Source organism: Tropicimonas sp. IMCC34011, assembly GCF_003390865.1.
In the GTDB taxonomy this organism is placed as follows: domain Bacteria; phylum Pseudomonadota; class Alphaproteobacteria; order Rhodobacterales; family Rhodobacteraceae; genus Tropicimonas_B.
The window spans coordinates 382,643-403,490 of the sequence record NZ_QMEJ01000004.1 but is presented as its reverse complement, the minus strand read 5'-3'; the positions used below and the strand labels follow the sequence as shown (position 1 = coordinate 403,490).

Below are 20,848 nucleotides of genomic sequence, written 5' to 3'. Positions count from 1 at the left end.
TCCAAAGCCCCGGGAGACCCGACGTGTCCGGTTACTTTCTCTATCATTCAATCGGCACCTTTCCCGGCAAGGACGCCGCGCTGAGTGCGCAGCTGTCCGCGTTCTCCTCCCGATGGTCCGCGACCGATGACGGGCAGTGGGGCTACGCTTTGGAAAAACAGGGCGAGTTCCTGTCCGCGTGGGCGAAGATCATCGGCGCGGCGCCTGGAACGCTGGCGCAGGCGGAAAGCGTGACGGCCGCGCTCTACACCCTGATCCGCGGCCTGCCCGAGGCGCGGCTGAAGGGTGGCAAGGTCCTGATCGCGAAGGATTGCTTTCCGTCCCTGCATTTCCTCCTCGCCGAAGTTGTGTCCCGCGCGGGCGGTGAGCTTGTGACGGTGGAGCCTGCTGCGGGCGAGCCCTGGGTCTCGGACGCGCAGATGCTGGCGGCATGGGACAAGAACGTGCGGCTTGCGCTCCTGACCTGGGTCACATCGACGTCCTCGCACAAGAGCGACGTGAAGGCGCTCGTGGCGCATGGCCACGAGATGGGAAGCCTCGTCGGGGTCGACGTGACTCAAGGCGTCGGCATCGCGCCCTACGACGTCTCCGACATCGGCGCGGACTTCACCGTCGGCTCGTCCCTCAAGTGGCTCTGCGGCGTCAGCGGTGCGGGCGTGCTGCACGCGACGCCGGACCTCATCGCCGAGACCACGCCCGAGTTCCGCGGCTGGTTCAGTCAGGACAACCCGTTCTCCTGGGACCTCGATGCCTTTTCCTTCGCCCCGGATGCTCGGCGCTTCGGCAATGGCACCCCGAACGTCCTGCCTGCCGTCGGCTGCCTGCCGGGGCTTGCCTACGTGCTGGACCGGGGCGTCGCGGACATCGCCCGAGACAACGCCGCCAAGGTCTCCCGGTTGGCGGAGGGCGTTCGCGCGGCGGGCCTTCCGCTTGCGTCCCCCGAGGACGCGGCCGAGCGGGGTGGCAGCCTGATGGTGCAGATGCCCGCGGAGCTGGAGCCGGGGGCGGCCGTCGAAACGCTCCGTGCCATGGGATTGCACACGGACATGCGCGGCAGGATCCTGCGGCTGTCGCCCGGGACGGTCACGGGGATCGAGGAATGCGACCGGATGGTCGCGGCGATCTCCGAAATGGTGGGGGCGACGGCGCCCGTCTGACGCTCCGCCCGAACGAGAAGAGCGCCGGCCCGAGGGCCGACGCTCCGTCTTTCGGCGACACATGCGGGCCCTTCGGGCCGGTGCGACCCTACCCGTTGCAGATCATCCCGCCATTCACGTGGATCGTCTGCCCGGTGATGAACGAGCTGTCCTGCGAGGCGAGGAAGACGTAGGCGGGCCCGAGCTCGCGCGGCTGACCGATCCGGCCGATGGGCGCGGCGAGGTTCTTCAGGATGTCGTCATCGTAGCCCTTGAAGGTCTTCTGGATCTCGGTGACGACCGGGCCGGGGGCGACCTCGTTCACGCGGATTCCCTTGTCCATCAGCTGTTTGGCGAGCGCGCGGGTGAAGGCGACGTTCGCACCCTTCGTCGTGGTGTAGGCGACGAGGTGCTTGTTGCCGACGAAGGCGTTGATGGATGTCGTGTTGACGATGGCCGCGCCCTCCTTGAGGTGCGGCAGGGCGGCGCGGGAGAGGTAGAACATCCCGTTCATGTTCACCGCCATGTGGTCCTGCCACTCTTCGTCCGAGATCTCGGTGAGGGAGGCGCGGGGCTGCTGGAAGCCGGCATTGTTCACCAGCACGTCGAGCCCGCCCCAGGCGTCCACCACCGCCTGCACGGCGGCGTCGCAATCGGGCCGGCTCGCCACGTCGCCCTGGATCACCAGCGCTTCGGTGCCTTCGGCCTCGATGCCGGCCCGCGCCGTTTCGGCGGCCTCGGCGTCCGTGTGATAGATGATGGCGACCTTTGCGCCCTCGCGGGCCATGTGCAAGGCGGCCGCGCGGCCAATGCCCTTGTCGCCGCCTGAGATGAGGACGCGCTTGCCCTCCAGCTTGCCGGCGCCCTTGTAGGCGTCGGTGATGTATTCGGCGGGCGGCAGCATGTCGTCGATATGCTCGGCCATGGGTGATCCTCCGGGTTCGGTGTTCCGTTCACCGCACAATGCGGGAAGGGGCGGTACCGGTCCGGGAGGAACGCACTAAAAATTTGGCTTCGAAGCGCAGGACAGGTGGGGCCCGCCGGTCGCGGCGGGGCCCCTTCGCTCTCGATCCCCCTGGATCAGGCCTTTTCCTTGTCGTGGATCGCGTCGCGCACCACGCCGTAGGACGTGCCCCAGGAATCGGTCATGTCGCAGCGCACGTCCCAGAGTTCGGGGAAGAAGCGGTGGCGGGCGCCGTTTTCCAAGAGCTCGACCGGGCGGCCCTTCAGCGATTTGGAGCCGAGGCCGATGGAGCGGTGGATGAGGTGGATGTGGTCCGAGCGGAACTTCTGGAAGAGCTCGTCATACTCGATCAGCGCCTCGCCGACGACGTAGGAATCGCCGTGGTCGTACTTGCTGTCATAGACCTCCGCCACGGTCAGACCCTTCCCGTCGAGATAGGTGGCCTTGTAGGCCTCCCAGAGATCGTTCGGCATCCGCAGGAGGGTCTGGAAGCCGGGGCTTTCCTGGCCGGAGCCGTTGCCGAGCTGCAGGCGGATCTCCTGGTACTCGCGGGGGGACATCGTCTCCAGAACCTCGAGCTGGTTCGTCATCAGCCGGATGAGGCGGTGGACGCGGCCCATCAGCGTCACGACGCGGTTGGTGTTGCCCTCGCGCAGGTAGTCCATGACGTCGACCAGCGTGTACGCCATGAGCTTCATCCAAAGCTCCTCGACCTGGTGAACGATCTGGAACTGCAGCTCGTCGGGATTGCACATTTCGGCCAGCGGCTTCTGCGCGGTCAGGAGCTGATCGACGTTCAGGTAGACGCCGTAATCCAGCATCTGGGGCTCTTCGATCATGCGGTGGTAGCGTTCGCGGTCCATGGGTCGGTCTCTCCTGCCTGTTCGCTTTTGGTCAATTTCGCCCATCGTGTTCCAGAACGCCGATGCCATTGTTCTCAATCGGTGCCGAAGGGGTTAAGATGGAGAACGATCAACGCGGTATGCTGTAGCATGGGAGAACGAATGGATCGCCTCGACCTCGCCCTTCTCGCGGCGCTCGAAGACAATGCCCGCCTCTCCTACGCGGAGCTGGCCGAGCGCGAGGGGCTGTCCAAGACGCCGGTCTGGAAACGGATCAAGGCGATGGAGGAGGCAGGCGTGATCGAGGGATACGCCGCGCGCCTGTCCTCCCGCGCGCTCGGCTTCGAGATCCTCGCGCTGGTGGAGCTGTCGCTTGCGCCGGAGGATGCGGAGGCGTTCGAGGTGGCAGTGCGCCGGTTGCCCGCGATCTATCACTGCGTCGCGACGACGGGGGAGGCCGATTACATCCTTCAGGTCCTCGCGCGGGACATGGATGACCTCGACCGTCTGATCCGAAAGCAGATCGTCCGCCTGCCCGGCGTGCGCCGTACGAAGACGTCCGTGGTCACGCGGGTCGTGAAGGCGCGACAGTCGATCGCCGGGGCCGCGTCGATGCCGTGAGGCGCCCGGCAGGGATCGGACGCGGGAAGGGGGGAAGATGCCCCCGGGAGATCCTGCGTCCGGCACCAAAAGCGCCGGACGCAGGCTTGTCATCACGCCGGGGCGCGGTCGCTCACCATGGCCTGGATACGGTCCATCGCGAGGTCGATGTCCTCGATCGAGGCGGATCCGAAGCACACGCGGATGCGGCCTTCGCCGGCGGCGCCGTAGAAGCTGCCCGCCTCGACGACGACGCCCGCTTCCTCGAGAAGCTTGTCGGCGAAGTCCTGCGAGGTGAAGCCGGTGCCGCTGATGTCGGCGAAGGCGTAGATCGTGCCTTCGGGCCAGGGGCAGGTGATCCCCGGCATCTGGTTCAGGCGGGAGACCACGCGCTGACGCTTCTCGGCATCTTCGTCGATCAGGCCCTGAAGGACGTCGGGATCGCCCGTCACCGCAGCGAGCGCACCCTCCTGAATGAAGGTGTTCACGTGGGTGCAGTCGTTCGTGGTGATCTTCAGAAGCGCGCTCATCGCGGCCTCGGGCGCCACGAGATAGCCGAGGCGCCAGCCATCCATGGCGTAGCTCTTGGTGAAGGCGAAGAGCGTGATCGTCCGCTCGTCCATGCCGGGCAGAGAGGCGATGGAGATGTGCTCGGCCTTGTCGAAGAGGATATCCTCGTAGACCTCGTCGGACATGACGATCAGGTCATGTTTGATCGCGATATCGGCAAGCGCCTGAAGCTCCTCGCGGGAATAGACGCGGCCCGTGGGATTGCAGGGGTTGATCAGCACGATCATCTTCGTCCGCTCGGTGATCTTCGCCTCGATGGCCTCGGGGTCGATGGCGTAGTTCTTCGACGCGTCGAGCTGGGCGAGCACCGGGGTCGCGCCCGCCAGCTCCACCTTGCCGATGTGTTGCGGATAGTAGGGCTCGAGCAGGATCGCCTCGTCGCCCGGATCGAGGAACGCCATGATCCCGGCATAGGAGCCGTGGGTCAGGCCGTTCGTCACGAGGATGCGGTCGGGGGTCACCTCGAGATCGTTCTTGCGGGACAGCTTCTCGGCCAGCGCACGGCGCAGGTGCGGCACGCCCTGAAGGTCGGAATAGTGCACATCGCCGCGGCGGATCGCGTCGATCGTGGCCTCCTTGATGTGCTCCGGCGTGTCCGCGGAGGGGCGGCCGAGTTCGAGGTGGATCAGATCCTCACGGCCGGTCTGCATCGCCTTGGCGAACATGCCGAAGGACTTGGGGGACGTCTCCGTGATGCGTTTTGCGAGATGTTTCATGTGGAACTCGGGGCCTCTGGTTCAGAATCGGTGAATGTGGTTGACGCGCCCATAGGCGCGCGCAAGCTCGGTGAAAAGGGCGGTGGCATCCGGCTCGAGGAAGCCCTCCGCGACCAGGCGTTCGGCAGAAGCGGCGATGGCGGAGCTGTAATCCTCGGGCGAGGGGTAGAGCGCCGTGATGGCAGGGCGCGGATCGCCGGTCAGCTCCGCCTCCTGCGGAATCTCGGGCAGGGGAATGTAGCTCCCCATGAAGGAAAAGAGCATTCCGTGGCCATGGCCGCGCCCGCGCAGGTTCCATCCCGTGTAGGTGCCGAGCGGAGCCTCCACCATCGGCGCCTTGAGACCGGCGGTGTCGTTGCCCATGGCATCGGGAGCCGGCACGAGGACGGCATAGGCCCGGCTTTCGTCCACCTGCGGCGGCCAAGTGATGGCACCGCCGTCGTCGAACCTGTCGCCGTACTCCACGAGGGGCAGGGCGTTCGCATGGGTGGGCAGGATGACGCCCGGAAGCTCCGGAAAGCGCTCGCGGTAGCTCTCCACGTCGACCAGGGTCTCATCCGAGCGGAGCGGAATGCGGGAGGGCGGCGGCGCGATGCCCTCCGCGATCCAGTCCCGCATGAGGCGGAGCGTCGCCGGAAAGAACGGCGCGGTATAGACGTTGTTGAGCAGCTCCCGGCACGGACCCTTCACTGGCTTCGCGGCACGGGTGTCCGCCCAGTGCTGCGAACTCGCCCAGGTGTAGATCCGGACGGTCTCGGGCTGCTCCAGATCGTTCCCTTGTGTATCCGTGTGGACGAGGGAGCCGCGCCTGTACCAGTATTCGGAGGCGGTATGGGTGTGGATCACCAAGGGATCCGTGTCCGGGCGCTTCAGGATGGCATCGTCCCGCCCGGTCAGGTGGTCCGTCGAACGGGCGTAGGAAAAGGGAAAGCGGTCTGACGGGTTCAGTTGGTCCTCATGATCCCGAGAGGCGGCGACGACGAGGTTGGTGAAGCGGTTCATGTTGGTCTTCCCGCCGCCCGAGATGTGCGGGATCATCCCGTCGAACACGCGTGCGCCGCTGCTGGCGACGTTGAAGCCGCGCCAGATGAAGTCCCGGATCGCGCGACCGGCCTGCGACCGGCCCCAGCCGATGGTGTGCGTGAGGGCGCCGGAGAGCGGGTTCGCATCGCCCGTCTCGTCGCGCAGGAAGGCAACGATCTCGGCGACCGCGACGAAGCCCATGTCGAGCGCGATGGCGCCCGTCGCGTCATATTCCAGCTCGTAGATCCAGCCCGGAACGAAGCCGCCGTCCAGCCGGATATGGCGCGCACAGGGCACGATGGCCTGCTCGGCGGCCATGATGTCCCCCCCGCCGAGGCCGGCGGCATCCCCGTCGATCCGCTCGAAGGCGAAGGCATCGGATGCGATCTTCTCGCGGGGCGCATCCGGGTAGCGCCGCCGGGTGAGGCGGGCGGCCGAGGTGGCCAGCGTGGCGGCGGGATAGGACCGGGTCCCCGTCTTGGTGGAGAGCGGCAGGAAGGATGTCTTCTCGTCCTCGACGATGAACTCGGCGGCGATCCGCGTCGGCGCGTCGTCCGAGTATCCCGGAACGCGGATCGTCATGCGGCCGTCGCCGCGCAGCACGTCGCCCTGCCAGGCGGCGACGACGAGGGTGTAGCCCGCCTCCATCAGCCAGCCGTTCCCGGCATCTGCCAGCGACTCTGGGGTGTTGCCCGGCGTGCCCTGATTGAAGAATTGCAGGGCGCGCTTGTTGCCGCGGTTGATGAACTCGAAAACCAGCGTGCGATTGCCCTTCGCCGCGTCCGCGGGCGTCAGGATGAAGACGTCAGTCTCCGCACGGATCAATCCGTCGGCCCCGGTCTCGATGAGGCCTGCTTCGTAGATACCGTCCGCGCCAATCGCATCGGGACGTATCGCGATCTCGGCACGTCCGGCGATCAGCCGGTAGGCACCGGTTCCTCCGAAGGGCGCACCGCCGGCAAAGGGGGTGTCGCGGTCGATGCTCAGCGAGACGATCCGGGCGTTGGCCATGCTCAGGTCCGAGTGAGGGAAGAAAGGCGGTCGGTGAGACGGGCCTTGATTAGCCCGGCCGAGGCCGCGAGGGGGGTCGCAGCATGGAACGGGATGCGGCGGGCGGACCGCAGCGGAATCGGCAGGCTTTCCGCGTCGGCACCGAGGGCGGCGCGGGCCAGCGTCTCACCCAGCTGCGCGGTCATCGCGATGCCCCGGCCATTGCAGCCGATCCCGCCGAAGTAGTTCGGGCCGAAGCGCATGATCCGCGGCAGGAAGTCGGTGGTCAGAGCGGCGACGCCCGTCCACGCGACTTCGGCGTTCGGAACCTCGGGAAGGGAAAGCTCCTCGGCCAGGCGCTCAGTGATCACGCGCGACAGGCGGGCCTTCGCGCCGATCGGAATGGCGGCCATACCGCCCGAGATCAGGCGATTGTCCCGGTCGAGGCGATAGGTGAAGAGGTTCTTGCGGGTGTCCCCGACAGGCCGGCGATCCGGCGCGATGCGGGCCACGGTTTCGGCGTCCAGCGGCTCCGTCGCAACCTGGTAGACGCGCAGGGGAACGGTGGTCTTGCCGAGTTTCGCCGCGGCCCCGCCGGTGAAGGCATTGGTGCACAGAAGCACGGAAGAAGCGGCCAGGCGCTCGCCGCCTGCAAGGGTGATCGCATAGCCACCGCCCTCGGATGCGATCTTCTGGACGGGGCTGTTCTCCAGAACGGCACCGCCGGCCTTCTCGACGGCGCGGGCGAGGCCGGTGAGATAGTCGAGCGGATGTATCGTGCCTCCCGACTCGTCGAGCAGCGCGCCGCGGTAAACGCCCATTCCGGTCTGCGCGCGGATCTCCTCGCGGCCCAGAAAGCGCACCGGACGGCCGCGGGAGCGCCAGTATTCGGCGCGCTTGCGCAGCATGTCGGCCTCGGTATCGGTGGTGCAGGGATTGAGCCAGCCCGTCTGGGCCGCGTCGCACAGGATCTGCTCCTCAGCGGCGATGGTGAAGACGCGATCGGCCCCGCCCGCCACGAGATCGAGGAGCTGGGCTCCCCTCTCTTCGCCCAGCTTCTCGAGCACGACATCCGGTGCGCCGAGCGCAAAGTTCGGCACGACGAAGCCGGCATTCTGGCCGCTCGCACCCTCGCCGAGGCGGCCTGCTTCGAGCACGACCGTCTCGACGCCCTGCCGGGCGAGGGCGCGCGCGGCGGTCATCCCGGTGAAGCCGCCGCCGACGATGGCGACGCGGACGCTGTCCGGCAGGGACCGGGTCCCGTCGAAGCGGTCTCTCTGGGTGCGGCGCCAGAGCGTATCCTGCATGTCGGGGCTCGCGGTCATGTCCCGCTCCATTCCGTTGCGTCTCGTTCAGGCTCTTGATACGCTGTCGATATCAATTGATCAAATACTGAACTGGAGATCGCCCTTGCGTTACGCCATTTCGTCCGGCTCCCCCTTCGAGAAGATCGGGGGATATTCCCGCGCCGTCGTCGACGGGGAGTGGGTCTTCATCTCCGGCACGGCCGGCTACGTCGAGGGAGAGACCGACGCGGACGACGCCGTCGCCCAGACCGTGAAGGCCCTAGAGATCATCTCCGACACGATGGAGAAGGCCGGCGGGACGCTGAAGGACATCGTCTCCCTCCGCGTCTATGCCGCGCGGCGCGAGGATATCGTTCCCATCGCCAAGCATCTCGGGACCGTCTTCGAGGATCCGCGCCCGACCAACACCACGATCACCTGCGGCTTCGTCAACGACGAAATCAAGGTCGAGATCGAGGTCGTGGCTCGCGTCTCCAAGTAAGACCGGGGCGGAGGGGACGCTCTCGCGATCTCCTCCTCCCGGATGCGGGGCCACGCGCCGGGAGACCACGTCAGCCGTCCGCGCCCGCCTCCGCCTTGGCACCTAGATCAAGGTCGGGTACGGATATTTCTTTTCCGGCGGCCGCGCTCGTAATTCTGCTTGTCAGCTTGGGCGCGCTCGGCGATTTGCTTCGAGACCGCCTCGATCCGGACCTGAGATAGGCATTTACGTATGGCACTACCCACCTTCCAGCCAGTCGGCGCACGCAGGACGGTGCAGGATCAGGTCTATTCGCAACTTCGCGAAGCCTTGATCAGCGGCGTGTTCGAGGCCGGTGAATCCTTCACGATTTCCGCGCTGGCCGAGAAGTTCAACACCTCCCACATGCCGATACGGGAGGCGCTCAGACGGCTGGCCGCGGAGAATGCGCTGCGCATCTCCACGTCGGGCACCGCGTACGTGCCGGCCATCGACGTGGCCGAGTTCCTGGACATCACCAGGGCCCGCGGCATCATCGAGCCGGCCGCGGCGGACCTCGCCTTCGATACATTGCGCACGCGCCAGGGCGAGTTGCAGGCCCTCCAGACCCGTCATGAGGCGGAGGGACTGGCCGGACGCATCTCCGCGATGCTGGGCGCGAACCGGGATTTTCACTTCTTCATCTACGAAGCCGCGGACAGCCCGGTTCTCGTCAGTCAGATCGAGAACCTCTGGCTCCGAAGCGGCGCCTATGTCCGCTTCCTGTCCGACCGGATGGGCGAGCTTCTGAAGACGAGCTACGCGCAGGACTTCGCGAAGTACCACAAGATCATGCTCGATGCCCTCGCCGAGGGGGATCGGGAGAAGTTCCGGGACACCGTGTACGGCGATATCCTCGCGACGCAATCGCTTCTCGCGGACGTCCTGCAGGGCGGAAACTGACGCCGGCTCGGCGAGGTTCGCACGGCAATTCAGATCAAGGCCGGCATCGTTCCGGGATCCTGGCAGCGGCGATGCGCCTGTTCCCCGAACGTGATCCGCCCGCGACGGGTGGCCCGTGCCGCAACTTTGTGCGGCAGCGCAGGCGAAGCGCGACCGCGCGGCATTAAATCTTGCAAATGCATACGCCTCGGTTACGCTTCGGCCGAACGAGACAGACCAGGGAGTTCTCCATGTCCGCAGATCTTATCAAGCAACTGGGCGCCAAGCTCTTGAGCGGCGAAATCCGCGTGGTCGACCTGTCGGGGACGCTTGGCCCCAAGACGCCGCTTCTCAAGCTGCCGCCCGATTTCGCGAAGAACACGCCGCCGGTCGAGATTCACAAGATCAGCGAATATGACGAGGACGGCCCGTTCTTCGCCTGGAACTGGCTGAAGCTCGGCGAGCATTCCGGGACCCACTTCGACGCGCCGCACCACTGGATCACCGGCAAGGATTACGAAGAGGGCTACACCGACAGCCTCGACATCCAGCGCGTCGTCGCGCCCGTCAACGTGATCGACTGCTCCAAGGAATCCGAGGCGGATCACGATTTCCTCCTGACGCCCGACTTCGTCAAGAAGTGGGAAGCCGAGAACGGCGAGATCGGCGAAGGCGAATGGGTCGTCATGCGCACCGACTGGGACCGCCGCGCCGGGGATGAGGATGCGTATCTCAACGCCGACGAGAACGGCCCCCACTCCCCCGGACCGACACCGGAATGCGTGGAGTACCTGCTGTCCAAGAAGATAGTCGGGTGGGGCACCCAGTGCATCGGCACCGATGCGGGCAAGGCAGGCGAGATGGACCCGCCGTACCCGGCCCACAACTTCCTGCACCGGGACAACTGCTTCGGTCTCGCGAGCCTCGCCAACCTCGACAAGCTGCCGCCGAAGGGCGCGATCCTGATCGCGGCGCCGCTGAAGATCGAGAACGGCACCGGCAGCCCGATCCGCGCCCTCGCCATCGTCGGCGCGTAAGCCGGGGCGCCCGGCCGGGCGCTTCGTCTTCTTATTTCGGGCCGCTTCCGCGAAAGCCGCGGTGGCGGCCCGTTTCATGTGCGACGCGAGGTCACGCCGGACCACTCGCGGTTTCGCCTCTGGCCGCCCGGCCCTAAACCTCCACGTGCGCCGCTTTCGAGACAGGACGAGACGCCATGGCAGATGATCGGCCCGATGCACCGGAAATCCCCCCACCGGACCGCACGCTCGGCGAGCTTGGCCTGTGGCAGTTCGCGCCGTACCTGATGAACCGCATCATGGGGCGCTACAATGCAGAGATGCATGAGGCGCTGAAGGAGCGGAACCTCAGCACCGCGAAGATGCGGACGCTGGCGATTCTCTCGGTCGTGCCCGGCCTGACGATCAACGAGCTGGCGGTCTATGCCGTGACCGAGCAGTCGACCATGTCGCGCACGCTCGACGCGATGGAGAAGGCCGGCCTCGTCCGGCGGCAGGGCCGTGCGGAGGATGCGCGGGTCCGGGAGATCTTCCTGACCGAGATGGGGCAGGACGAGTTCGGCCGCGTCTGGCCCCTTATGCATGCGCAATACCAGGAAATGTTTGCCGGAATCGCCTCGGAGGAGCGCAATGCCTTCGTGGGGACTTTGCAGAAAGTCCTGAAGAACGTCAGGCAGCACAAAATCTGAGCATATCGTGCGAGCGCTCGCTCGCCGAGCAATTCCACCCTTCTCAATATACATGCAAATGGATATAGTTTCCCCAGCGACCCAGGGGAGACGACCATGGCCGAACGGTCTTTCAAGAAAGAAGTCGAGCAGCTCAGGATCGGCGCGGGCGAGACGTTCCGCGGCGAGGGCATTCTCGCGATCACCAAGGCGCTGCTCGAAAACGGGGTAGGCTATGTCGGCGGCTATCAGGGCGCTCCGATCTCGCACCTGATGGACGTGCTCGCCGATGCCGAGGAGCTGATGGGCGAGCTTGGCATCCGGTTTGAGGCGAACGCCTCCGAAGCCGCCGCGGCCGCCATGCTCGCGGCGTCCGTCCACTACCCGATCCGCGGCGCGGTGACCTTCAAGTCCACCGTCGGCACGAACGTCGCCTCCGACGCCCTGGCGAACCTCGCCTCGGGCGGTGTGACGGGCGGCGCGCTCATCATCGTCGGCGAGGATTACGGCGAAGGCTCCTCCATCATGCAGGAGCGGTCCCACGCCTTCGCGATGAAGTCGCAGATCTGGCTGCTCGATCCACGTCCGAACCTCCCCTCGATCACGGATGCGGTGAAGCACGGATTCGACCTCTCCGAAGCGTCCAATACCCCCGTCATGCTTCAGGTGCGGATCCGCTGCTGCCACGTGCACGGCGCGTTCGAAGCGAAGGACAACGTCGCGCCGTCCCTCACGGTGAAGGATGCTCTGAGCAATCCGCGGCGCGATACGGACCGCATCGTCCTGCCGCCCGCCTCCTTCAAGCACGAGCACGAGAAGATCGAGAAGCGGTGGCCCGCCGCGCTCGACTACATCCGCACGCACAAGCTCAACGAGCGGTTCGGCCCCGAGAAGGAGAAGGTCGGGATCGTGCTGCAGGGCGGCATGTACAACGGCGTCATCCGCGCGCTTCAGCGGCTCGGCCTCGCCGACGTTCACGGCGATACCGATATCCCGCTCTACGTCCTCAACGTCGTCTATCCGCTGGTGGAGGACGAGTTCATCGACTTCTGCGCGGACAAGGATGCCGTCCTGATCGTCGAGGAGGGCCAGCCCGATTACATCGAGCAGACGCTGCGCTCCATTCTCCACAAGCAGGGGCACCCGGTGAAGGTGTCCGGCAAGGACGTCCTGCCGATGGCCGGTGAATATACCGGCCAGGTCATGCTGGAAGGGATCGAGAGCTTCCTCGTGAAGCATGGCGGCGATCTGCTGCCCGATCGCGGCCGGGCGCCGAATCGTCCGCCGGAGGTTCCGGACCTGTCGGAGGTCGTCCCCGGCCGCCCGCCCGGCTTCTGCACCGGCTGTCCCGAGCGCCCGATCTTCGCGGCGATGAAGATGGTCGAGGAGGAGATGGGCCCGCACCAGATCACGGCCGATATCGGCTGCCACCTCTTCTCCATCATGCCGCCGTTCGAGATTGGCGGCACGACGATGGGCTACGGTCTCGGCCCCGCGTCCAACGCGGCGTTCGACGGCGGCGGCGAGCGTCGGCCGATCTCCATCATGGGCGACGGCGGCTTCTGGCATAACGGCCTGTCGACCTCGGTCGGCAATGCCGTGTTCAACAAGTCCGACGGCGTCATCATGGTTGTCGACAACTACTACTCCGCCGCGACCGGTGGGCAGGACATCCTGTCGAGCCGCGCGAAGAACGACACCAAGGCGACCAACAACCCGATCTCGAACGCGCTCAAGGGCGTCGGCGTCGGCTGGGTCCGTCAGATCGACCGCACCTACGATGTCGGCAAGATGCGGGACACGCTGCGCGAGGCGCTGACGACGGATCATGAAGGTCCGAAGGTGATCGTGGCATCCTCCGAATGCATGCTGAACCGGCAGCGGCGCGAAAAGCCGCTGATGGCCAAGGCGATCAAGGAGGGCCGGCGCGTCGAGCGGCCGAAATTCGGCGTGGACGAGGAAGTCTGCACCGGCGATCACGCCTGCATGCGGCTCTCGGGCTGCCCCTCGCTCACGCTGAAGATGCCGGACGATCCGCTCAGGGACGATCCCATCGCCCATATCGACCAGACCTGCGTCGGCTGCGGCAATTGCGGCGAGGTCGCCGACACGGCGGTGCTCTGCCCGTCCTTCTACCAGGCGGACCTCGTTCATAATCCGGGCAAGACCGAGCAGCGCATGGCCCGGTGGCAAAAGGGGATCATCACATGGCTTCAGGAGCGGCGCGCGGGCAAGCGTCTGGCGCGGGAGGCGGTGCGATGAACGATCTCGCCCTCACCCCGAAGGCGCCGGACGTCCGTCTCGGCGACATCATCAAGCTCGCCGTGCTCGCCGTTGGCGGTCAGGGCGGCGGTGTGCTCTCCAACTGGATCGTCGATCTCGCGGAGCGCAATGGGTACGCGGTGCAGGCCACCTCCGTCGCCGGTGTCGCCCAGCGGACCGGCGCGACGATCTACTACGTCGAGATGATGCCGGAAACCGGCCGGACCCCGGTCTTCGCCCTCGCTCCGGCGGAAGGCGATGTCGACATCCTCATCGCCGCTGAAATGATGGAAGCGGGCCGGGCGATGATGCGCGGCTTCGTCACCCCCGACCGCACGACGCTCATCGCCTCCTCTCACAGGGCGCTGGCGACGTCAGAAAAGATCCATCCCGGCAGCGGCATCGCGGACAGCGCCGCCGTGCGCCGGGCCGCCGCCGAAAGTGCGCGCAACTTCATCTGCTTCGACATGGAGGCGGTTGCGCGCGAGGCAGGCTCGGTCATCTCCTCCAGCCTGTTCGGGGCGCTGGCGGGATCGGGCATGCTGCCCTTCGAGCCCGAAAGCTACCGCGAGACCATCCGGGCCTCGGGTCGCGGCGTGGACGCGTCCATCGCGGCCTTCGACGAGGCCCGCATCGCTGCCGAAGAGCATCGCGCTCCCAAGGCCCGCGAGGTGGATGACGCGCCGGAGCCGGGCGGCGTCCTGCCTCCCGCGGCGACGCCGGTCGAGGAGCATGTCGAGCCCGAGCCGATGGCGGGGCCCGAGAAGATGCTCGGCGAATGGCGGGACCTGTCGGCCCGCGCCGACGCCTTGCCGGAGCCGGTTCTGCCCTTCGCCCGTGCCGGCCTGAAGAAGGTGGTGGATTACCAGGATCTCGCCTACGGCACCGAGTACCTCGATCGTCTGGACGAGCTTCTGCGCCAGGATCGCGCCGCGGGCGGTGAGGAGCACGACTTCGACTTCACCGCCAACGCTGCGAAATATCTCGCCAACGCCATGAGCTACGACGACATCCCCCGCGTCGCCGACCTCAAGACGCGGAAAGGGCGGGACGCGCGGATCTCCGAGGAGATGCGGGCCAGCGACGGAACGCTCGTCCAGGTGACCGAGTACTTCCACCCCCGCGCCGAGGAGATGGTGAGCCTGCTGCCCGCCGGTCTCGGCGGCTGGATCGAGTCCAAGCCGAAGCTGTTCGCCGGCATCGACAAGCTGGTGAACAAGGGGCGCCGTCTCAGGACGGATCGGCTGCCCGCCTTCCTCATGCTCTACACGGTCGCCGGGTTCCGCCGTATCCGCCGCCGCTCTCTTCGCCACAAGCGGGAGATGGCTCATGTGGACGAGTGGCTGGGCGCCGCTACCTCGCGTCTACCGCGCGACTACGCGCATGCCACCGAGACGCTGAAAGTCCGGCGGCTCATCAAGGGCTACAGCGACACCCATGCCCGCGGCGTCGCGAAGTTCGACCGGGTGATGTCCGGTGCGGCACTGGTCGAGGGTCGGGACGATGCGGCGGCCTGGACCGCGCGACTGCTGACCGCGGCACTCAAGGACCCCAAGGGCGAGGCGCTCGACGGCGCGCTCCAGACGGTCCGCTCCATGACGACGGCAGGGCAGGCCTGAGGCCTCCCTGCCGACCCTCTCAGGCGGGCGCGGTCACTTTCGGCGCCGGCCTGAGACCCCTCTCGGCGAGCAGCGGCATGACCCGGTCGCGGAAGAAGGGGAACTCCTCGGCATAGTCGAGGAAGGAAATCGTAGAGCCCGCGAACCCCGCGTCGGCCAGCGACGCGATCCCCTCGGCGACCTGCTCCGGCGTGCCGACGAGGGGGAAGCCGCCATGCCCGGCGGCCATGCGGTCCCGGATGAGGGCGAGCAGATCGTGCGGGAAGCTCTGGGCATTCGCGAATTGCAGATCGACGAGGTTGTCCACCGCCTTCCAGTCCGCGTTCTCGCTGGCATACCACTCATGCTCCCGCCTGGCCTCCGCCTCGGTCTCCCGGCAGCAGATGTGGGAGAAGGTCAGGACGCCGATCTTGCGGCCCTTCTCCCGGGCCTGGTCCTTCAGCTCCTGCACCTCGCCTCGGCTGCGCTCGAGGTCGATGGCCGGGGTGAAGAGGTAGTCGGCGTTGCGGGTGGCGAAGTCGCGCCCGAGGCCGGAGCCGGCGGCGTTCAGGATCGGCGGGCGGCCGTCCACCGGACGGGGCGCGCCGAGGATGCCCTTCAGCTTGAAGAAGTCGCCCTCCCAGTCGAACCGCTCCTCGGAGGTCCAGAGCTTGTCGACGATGGAGAGCCATTCCTGCGCGTAGGCGTAGCGCGTCTCGTGATCGTGGGGCAGGTCGAGGCCGAGCGCCTCGTATTCGGGCCGGTTCCAGCCCGCCACGACGTTGAGCCCGATGCGGCCGCCGCTGATATGGTCCGCAGTGACGATCTGCTTGGCGACGGCGACGGGGTGGTTCGCCGCGGTGTGCATGGTGGCGAAGACGGTGATGTTCTCCGTCTTGGCCAGAAGCCCGACGGCCCAGGTCAGCGTCTCGAGGACGTTGTGGTGGAAATCGGTCTCGCCGCCATAGCCGATCCAGCGGGCGATCGGCAGCATGAAGTCGATCCCGGCCTCGTCCAGCATCCGGCCGAGGCGGAGATTGTTCTCCCACGAATTGTCCCAGCGGCGGTCGACCTTCGTCACCGTCATGCCGCTGGAGCAGTTCGAAGAGAATGTACCAAGCTTGAAATGATCGGACGAAAGAAAACTGCGCATGTGACCCTCCGATTCTGATGAACAGAGGGTCAGCGTAAGCGCAGGTCCTTCAAGCTCAAAGCTTTATTCAGGACCTCGGAAGAACGGCGGTCGCTTCGATCTCGATCTTCGCCTCGTCTTCAACCAGGGCGGACACGACCACCATGGTCATAGCCGGGAAGTGATAGCCCATGATCTCGCGGTAAGCCGCGCCGACCTCCTTCTGGTGGGCGACGTATTCCGACTTGTCGGTGACGAACCACGTCAGCCGGCCGATATTCTCGACCGTGCCACCGGCGGCCTCGACCACGTCGCGGATGTTCGCGAGAGCCTGCTTCATCTGGCCGATGAAGTCGTGCGCCTCGAAGACCTGATCCTTGGTCCAGCCGATCTGACCGCCGACGAGCAGGATGCGTCCTTCGGATACGATGCCGTTGGCGTAGCCCTTCGCAGGTTTCCAGCCGTCGGGTTGAATGGTGATGGTGCTCACGCGTCCCCCTCCATGTAAGTGGTCAATGTCGCGCGCACGTCGTCCTGCCAGGGCTCGGCGCGCATCGAAGCGAGGCGGACGCAGACGATGGTCCCCTCGGCGGTCATACGGAGCTCCCCGGAGCCGGACGCGGCGATTCGCAGATCGCAGGAGCTGGTGCCGATGCGTTTCACCTGAAGCGTCCAGTCCAGTACGTCGCCAAGGCGGGAGGCCTTTTCGAATTCGGTCGTGATGCGGCCCATGGGCACGCCCATGCCGTCCTCGGCATGCATTCGGGCGAAGGACCAGCCCACCGCCTCGTCGAAGAAGGTCTCCACCACCGCGTTCACCATCTCGTAGTAGCGCGGGTAGAACACGATCCCGGCGGGGTCGCAGTGCTGGAACAACACCTTGGTTTTCATCTCGAAGATTGCCATGGCCGAGGCCTCGTCCATTCTCTCTCTGGAAGGGCCGATGGCCCGCTCCCTTGCCGAACGACAATTCCCGAGGCGAGCCCGGACTTCAAGTGTAAAACTTTAGACTTGAAGTTTCTCGCGCTTCCCCCGAACATCGCAGGCGACACGAGCCCAAGGAGTGCGCGCGATGAAGACCGTTTGTCTGGGAGGCGGCCCCGCCGGCCTCTATTTCGCCATCAGCCTCAAACTTCGTCAGCCTGACGCAGAGATCACCGTGATCGAGCGCAACAAGGCGGACGACACGTTCGGCTGGGGTGTCGTCCTGTCGGACGAAACGCTCGACAATCTCGAGGCGAACGACCCCAAGAGCGCGAAGCTCATCCGGGATCACTTCGCGTACTGGGACGACATCAAGGTGGTGAAGGAGGATGTCGCCATCACCTCCACCGGCCACGGCTTCTGCGGCCTCGGCCGCAAGCGGATGTTGCTGCTGCTCCAGGAGAGGGCGCGCGAGCTCGGTATCGAGATGCGCTTCGAGACCGAGGTCGAGGACATCGAGGCGCTCCGCAAGGAGTACGACCTCGTCGTCGCCGCGGACGGCATCAACTCCAAGACCCGCACCGCCTACAAGGAGGCCTTCAAGCCGGAGATCGACCGGCGGGTCTGCAAGTTCGTCTGGCTCGGCACGAAGGCCAAGTTCGACGACGCATTCACCTTCATCTTCAAGAAAACCGAGCATGGCTGGATCTGGGCGCATGCCTACCAGTTCGATGCGGACACCGCGACGTTCATCGTCGAATGCGCCGAGGACACATGGCGCGGACTTGGCTTCGACACCAAGTCCCAGGACGAGGCCATCGCGCTCTGCGAGGAGATCTTCGGCGACCATCTGGACGGCAACCCGCTCGTCTCGAACGCCAAGCACCTGCGCGGCTCCGCCTGGCTGAACTTCGACCGTGTCCTCTGCGAGAAGTGGCACCACGAGAACATCGTCCTTCTGGGGGACGCGTCGGCCACGGCGCACTTCTCCATTGGCTCCGGCACGAAGCTGGCCCTCGAATCCGCCATCGCGCTCGCGGAGCTGGTGGACAAGGAAGAGACCCTCGAGAAGGCGTTCGAGAAGTATCAGGAGGAGCGCCGCCTCGACGTGCTGCGCCTCCAATCCGCCGCGCGGAACTCCACCGAGTGGTTCGAGGAGGTCGACCGGTACCTCCATCTCGATCCCGTCCAGTTCAACTACTCCCTGCTCACCCGCTCGCAGCGGATCAGCCACGAGAACCTGCGCCTGCGGGACCAGAAGTGGCTGCGCGAGGCGGAGGAGTGGTTCCAGAGCCAGGCCGGCGCCAACGGTGTGCACCGCGCGCCGATGTTCGCGCCGTTCCAGCTGAAGGACATGCGCCTGAAGAACCGCGTCGTCGTCTCTCCGATGGCGCAATACAAGGCCGTGGACGGCTGCCCGACGGATTGGCACTTCACCCATTACGCCGAGCGCGCGAAAGGCGGCGCGGGCCTCGTCTATATCGAGATGTCCTGCGTCTCCCCCGAGGGGCGGATCACGCCGGGCTGCCCCGGCCTCTACGCGCCAGAGCATGAGGCCCAGTGGACGCGCCTGTGCGATTTCGTCCATGCCGAAACCGATGCGAAGCTCTGCATGCAGATCGGTCATGCCGGCCGGAAGGGCTCCACGCAGCTCGGCTGGCAGGAGATGGACGCACCGCTCGAGGAGGGCAACTGGCCGCTCCTCTCCGCCTCGGCGATCCCGTGGTCCGATCGGAACCAGGTGCCGAAGGCCATGGACCGGGATGACATGGACCGCGTGCGCGACGAGTTCGTCGCCTCGACCGAGATGGCCGCGCGGGCGGGCTTCGACATGATCGAATTCCACGCCGCCCACGGCTATCTCATCTCCTCCTTCATCTCGCCGCTCTCGAACGAGCGGACGGACGAGTATGGCGGCAGCCTCGAGAACCGGATGCGCTATCCGCTCGAGGTCTTCCGGGCGATGCGGGCGGTCTGGCCCGAGAACAAGCCGATGTCCGTCCGCATCTCCGCGACGGACTGGACGGGCGAGCGCGGCGTGTCCGGCGAGGAGGCGGTGGAGATCGCCCAGATGTTCCACGATGCCGGCGTCGATATCGTCGATGTCTCCGCCGGTCAGACGAGCATCGAGGCGAAACCGGTCTACGGCCGGATGTTCCAGACGCCGTTCTCCGATCGGATCCGGAACGATCGCGGCATCCCGACCATCGCGGTGGGCAACATCTACGAGCCCGACCACGTCAACTCGATCCTGATGGCCGGACGTGCGGACCTCGTCTGCCTCGCGCGGCCGCACCTCGCCGATCCCTACTGGACGCTCCACGCCGCCGCGGCCCTCGGGGACGAGGAGACGGCCTGGCCCGATCCCTACCTGCCGGGGCGTGACCAGATCCGGCGTCTCGCGGAGCGGGGCGAGGGCCTGGGGATCCGCGTATGACGGATCTGTCCGGCAAGACGGCCCTCGTCACGGGCGGGGGCACCGGCCTCGGCGCCGATCTCGCGCGCGGCTTCGCAGAAGCCGGTGCGACGGTCTGGATCGCCGGGCGCCGGCGGGCTCCGCTGGACAAGGTCGCCGGTGCTCATCCGAACATCCGCCCGGTCGAGGCGGATGTGACGGACGAGGCCTCCGTGCGCGCCATGTTCGATGAGGCGGGGCCGTGCGAGATCGTGATCGCGAATGCGGGCACCTCCGCCAGCGCGCCCTTCACGAAGACGGACCTGGCGACGTTCCGCCAGATGGTCGACGTGAACCTGACCGGGGCCTTCCTCACCCTGCGCGAAGGGGCGGTCCGGCTGGAGGGCGCGCCCTGGGGCCGGCTGCTCGCAATTGCCTCGACCTCGGGCCTCAAGGGGTACGCCTACGCCTCCGCCTACGCGGCGGCCAAGCATGGCGTCGTCGGGCTGGTGCGCTCTGCGGCGCTCGAACTGGCACGCACCGGCATCACCGCCAATGCGCTCTGCCCCGGCTTTCTCGATACCGAGATGACGGAGCGGTCGGTCGAGAACATCGCCGGTAAGACCGGGCGCAGCCCCGAGGAGGCGCGCGCCCAGCTCGAGAAGATGAGCCCCCAGCGGCGCCTCACCCGTCCGGACGAAGTGACCGCCGCCGCCCTCTGGCTGTGCGGACCGGGCAGCGAGGGTGTCACCGGCCAGTCCATCGCCATCGCGGGCGGCGAGGTCTGAGGCTCACTCCTCGACGGGATCGAGATACCGCTGGAGGCCCTGGCGCATGTCGTCGGGCCAGGGGAGCGACTTGTGGGTGTCCGTGGAGGTCAGCACGACCCGTTCGGACACCTTCCAGATCGCCTCGCCCTTGACCCGCGCAATGGTTTCCAGATCCATCGAGGAATTGCCGATCCGGCGAATGTGCATCGAGAAGTCGAGCATGTCGCCGTAGAAGGCCGGCTTGTAGAACTCGATGTTCATCTTCAGGACCGGCATCCCGAGGTTGCGCTCCAGCATGATCTCCTTCCAGGTGATCCCGATCGACGCGAACATGGCCTCGTTCACGTCCACCAGCATGGAGAGGTAAGCGGGGTGGTAGGCGATCCCGGTCAGGTCGCAATCGCCGAAGCGCATCGGTTTGGAAATCTCGAACGGCATGGGCTCAGTCCCTCTTCGTCGTGGCAAATTCCTTCAAACATAAACTACAGAGCCGCCCGCAGTGCCAGCGTTTCCTCCGCCAATCCGGAGGCTTATGGCGCCATCGTGCTGAAGGT

At 66.4% G+C, this 20,848-nt stretch carries 19 protein-coding genes; 10 read left to right on the top strand and 9 right to left on the bottom strand.

Features of this window, described 5'->3' with window-relative positions:
• Positions 1 to 23: 23 nt before the first annotated feature.
• A complete protein-coding gene (locus DQG15_RS13950; RefSeq protein WP_116086149.1) occupies positions 24 to 1,157 on the top strand; it encodes an aminotransferase class V-fold PLP-dependent enzyme in 1,134 nt (377 codons plus the stop codon).
• Between the two features lie 88 nt (positions 1,158 to 1,245).
• Here the strand turns inward: DQG15_RS13950 and DQG15_RS13945 are convergent, their stop codons facing one another.
• Both DQG15_RS13945 and DQG15_RS13940 read right to left on the bottom strand, forming a co-directional pair.
• Positions 1,246 to 2,061: an SDR family oxidoreductase gene (locus DQG15_RS13945; protein ID WP_198665155.1), complete on the bottom strand. Its 816-nt coding sequence runs from the start codon at positions 2,059 to 2,061 to the stop codon at positions 1,246 to 1,248.
• A 155-nt stretch (positions 2,062 to 2,216) separates the two neighbouring features.
• Positions 2,217 to 2,963, bottom strand: coding sequence for a tryptophan 2,3-dioxygenase family protein (locus DQG15_RS13940; protein ID WP_116086148.1), 747 nt, complete (start codon positions 2,961 to 2,963; stop codon positions 2,217 to 2,219).
• 141 nt (positions 2,964 to 3,104) lie between these two features.
• Here DQG15_RS13940 and DQG15_RS13935 point away from each other — a divergent pair, with 141 nt between their 5' ends.
• The gene (locus tag DQG15_RS13935) at positions 3,105 to 3,563 is read left to right on the top strand and encodes an Lrp/AsnC family transcriptional regulator (RefSeq protein ID WP_116086147.1); all 459 of its coding nucleotides are present in this window, start codon (positions 3,105 to 3,107) and stop codon (positions 3,561 to 3,563) included.
• Positions 3,564 to 3,655: 92 nt separating this feature from the next.
• Here DQG15_RS13935 and DQG15_RS13930 read toward each other — a convergent pair whose 3' ends face one another.
• Genes DQG15_RS13930 through DQG15_RS13920 form a run of 3 tightly spaced genes read right to left on the bottom strand, consistent with a single transcriptional unit; the run spans position 3,656 to position 8,166 of the window.
• Entirely contained in the window at positions 3,656 to 4,828 is a 1,173-nt protein-coding gene (locus DQG15_RS13930) for a pyridoxal phosphate-dependent aminotransferase (protein WP_116086145.1), read from the bottom strand.
• A 21-nt stretch (positions 4,829 to 4,849) separates the two neighbouring features.
• Positions 4,850 to 6,862, bottom strand: a complete 2,013-nt coding sequence (locus tag DQG15_RS13925; protein ID WP_116086144.1) for an alpha/beta hydrolase domain-containing protein — start codon at positions 6,860 to 6,862, stop codon at positions 4,850 to 4,852.
• A gap of 2 nt (positions 6,863 to 6,864) precedes the next feature.
• Positions 6,865 to 8,166: an FAD-binding oxidoreductase gene (locus DQG15_RS13920; RefSeq protein WP_116086379.1), complete on the bottom strand. Its 1,302-nt coding sequence runs from the start codon at positions 8,164 to 8,166 to the stop codon at positions 6,865 to 6,867.
• Between the two features lie 85 nt (positions 8,167 to 8,251).
• Between DQG15_RS13920 and DQG15_RS13915 the strand changes: the two genes are divergently transcribed.
• The 6 genes from DQG15_RS13915 to DQG15_RS13890 all read left to right on the top strand — a co-directional run bounded on the left by DQG15_RS13915 (position 8,252) and on the right by DQG15_RS13890 (position 15,094).
• Positions 8,252 to 8,629: a RidA family protein gene (locus DQG15_RS13915; protein WP_116086142.1), complete on the top strand. Its 378-nt coding sequence runs from the start codon at positions 8,252 to 8,254 to the stop codon at positions 8,627 to 8,629.
• Between the two features lie 231 nt (positions 8,630 to 8,860).
• A complete protein-coding gene (locus DQG15_RS13910) occupies positions 8,861 to 9,550 on the top strand; it encodes a GntR family transcriptional regulator (RefSeq protein ID WP_116086140.1) in 690 nt (229 codons plus the stop codon).
• 230 nt (positions 9,551 to 9,780) lie between these two features.
• Complete coding sequence (locus DQG15_RS13905) at positions 9,781 to 10,566, top strand: cyclase family protein (RefSeq protein WP_116086139.1); 786 nt, start codon at positions 9,781 to 9,783, stop codon at positions 10,564 to 10,566.
• 176 nt (positions 10,567 to 10,742) lie between these two features.
• Positions 10,743 to 11,234, top strand: a complete 492-nt coding sequence (locus DQG15_RS13900; RefSeq protein ID WP_116086137.1) for a MarR family winged helix-turn-helix transcriptional regulator — start codon at positions 10,743 to 10,745, stop codon at positions 11,232 to 11,234.
• A gap of 96 nt (positions 11,235 to 11,330) precedes the next feature.
• Positions 11,331 to 13,475, top strand: coding sequence for an indolepyruvate ferredoxin oxidoreductase subunit alpha (locus DQG15_RS13895; protein WP_116086136.1), 2,145 nt, complete (start codon positions 11,331 to 11,333; stop codon positions 13,473 to 13,475).
• Positions 13,472 to 15,094, top strand: coding sequence for an indolepyruvate oxidoreductase subunit beta family protein (locus DQG15_RS13890; RefSeq protein ID WP_116086134.1), 1,623 nt, complete (start codon positions 13,472 to 13,474; stop codon positions 15,092 to 15,094). The genes DQG15_RS13895 and DQG15_RS13890 overlap by 4 nt, the downstream gene beginning before the upstream one ends.
• Before the next feature lie 19 nt (positions 15,095 to 15,113).
• On the opposite strand, the gene DQG15_RS13885 is transcribed toward DQG15_RS13890, so the two are convergent.
• The 3 genes from DQG15_RS13885 to DQG15_RS13875 all read right to left on the bottom strand — a co-directional run bounded on the left by DQG15_RS13885 (position 15,114) and on the right by DQG15_RS13875 (position 17,111).
• Entirely contained in the window at positions 15,114 to 16,226 is a 1,113-nt protein-coding gene (locus tag DQG15_RS13885; protein WP_116086133.1) for an LLM class flavin-dependent oxidoreductase, read from the bottom strand.
• Between the two features lie 67 nt (positions 16,227 to 16,293).
• Complete coding sequence (locus tag DQG15_RS13880; RefSeq protein ID WP_116086131.1) at positions 16,294 to 16,695, bottom strand: RidA family protein; 402 nt, start codon at positions 16,693 to 16,695, stop codon at positions 16,294 to 16,296.
• On the bottom strand, positions 16,692 to 17,111 hold the full coding sequence (locus DQG15_RS13875; RefSeq protein ID WP_116086377.1) for a thioesterase family protein: 420 nt from the start codon (positions 17,109 to 17,111) through the stop codon (positions 16,692 to 16,694). Before DQG15_RS13875 ends, DQG15_RS13880 begins: the two co-directional genes overlap by 4 nt.
• 166 nt (positions 17,112 to 17,277) lie before the next feature.
• Here DQG15_RS13875 and DQG15_RS13870 point away from each other — a divergent pair, with 166 nt between their 5' ends.
• On the top strand, positions 17,278 to 19,566 hold the full coding sequence (locus DQG15_RS13870) for a bifunctional salicylyl-CoA 5-hydroxylase/oxidoreductase (RefSeq protein ID WP_116086129.1): 2,289 nt from the start codon (positions 17,278 to 17,280) through the stop codon (positions 19,564 to 19,566).
• Positions 19,563 to 20,312 (top strand): SDR family NAD(P)-dependent oxidoreductase, encoded by a 750-nt coding sequence (locus DQG15_RS13865; RefSeq protein WP_116086128.1) that lies wholly within the window; start codon positions 19,563 to 19,565, stop codon positions 20,310 to 20,312. Before DQG15_RS13870 ends, DQG15_RS13865 begins: the two co-directional genes overlap by 4 nt.
• Positions 20,313 to 20,315: 3 nt before the next feature.
• Here DQG15_RS13865 and DQG15_RS13860 read toward each other — a convergent pair whose 3' ends face one another.
• Positions 20,316 to 20,732, bottom strand: a complete 417-nt coding sequence (locus DQG15_RS13860) for a thioesterase family protein (protein ID WP_116086126.1) — start codon at positions 20,730 to 20,732, stop codon at positions 20,316 to 20,318.
• Between the last annotated feature and the right edge of the window lie 116 nt (positions 20,733 to 20,848).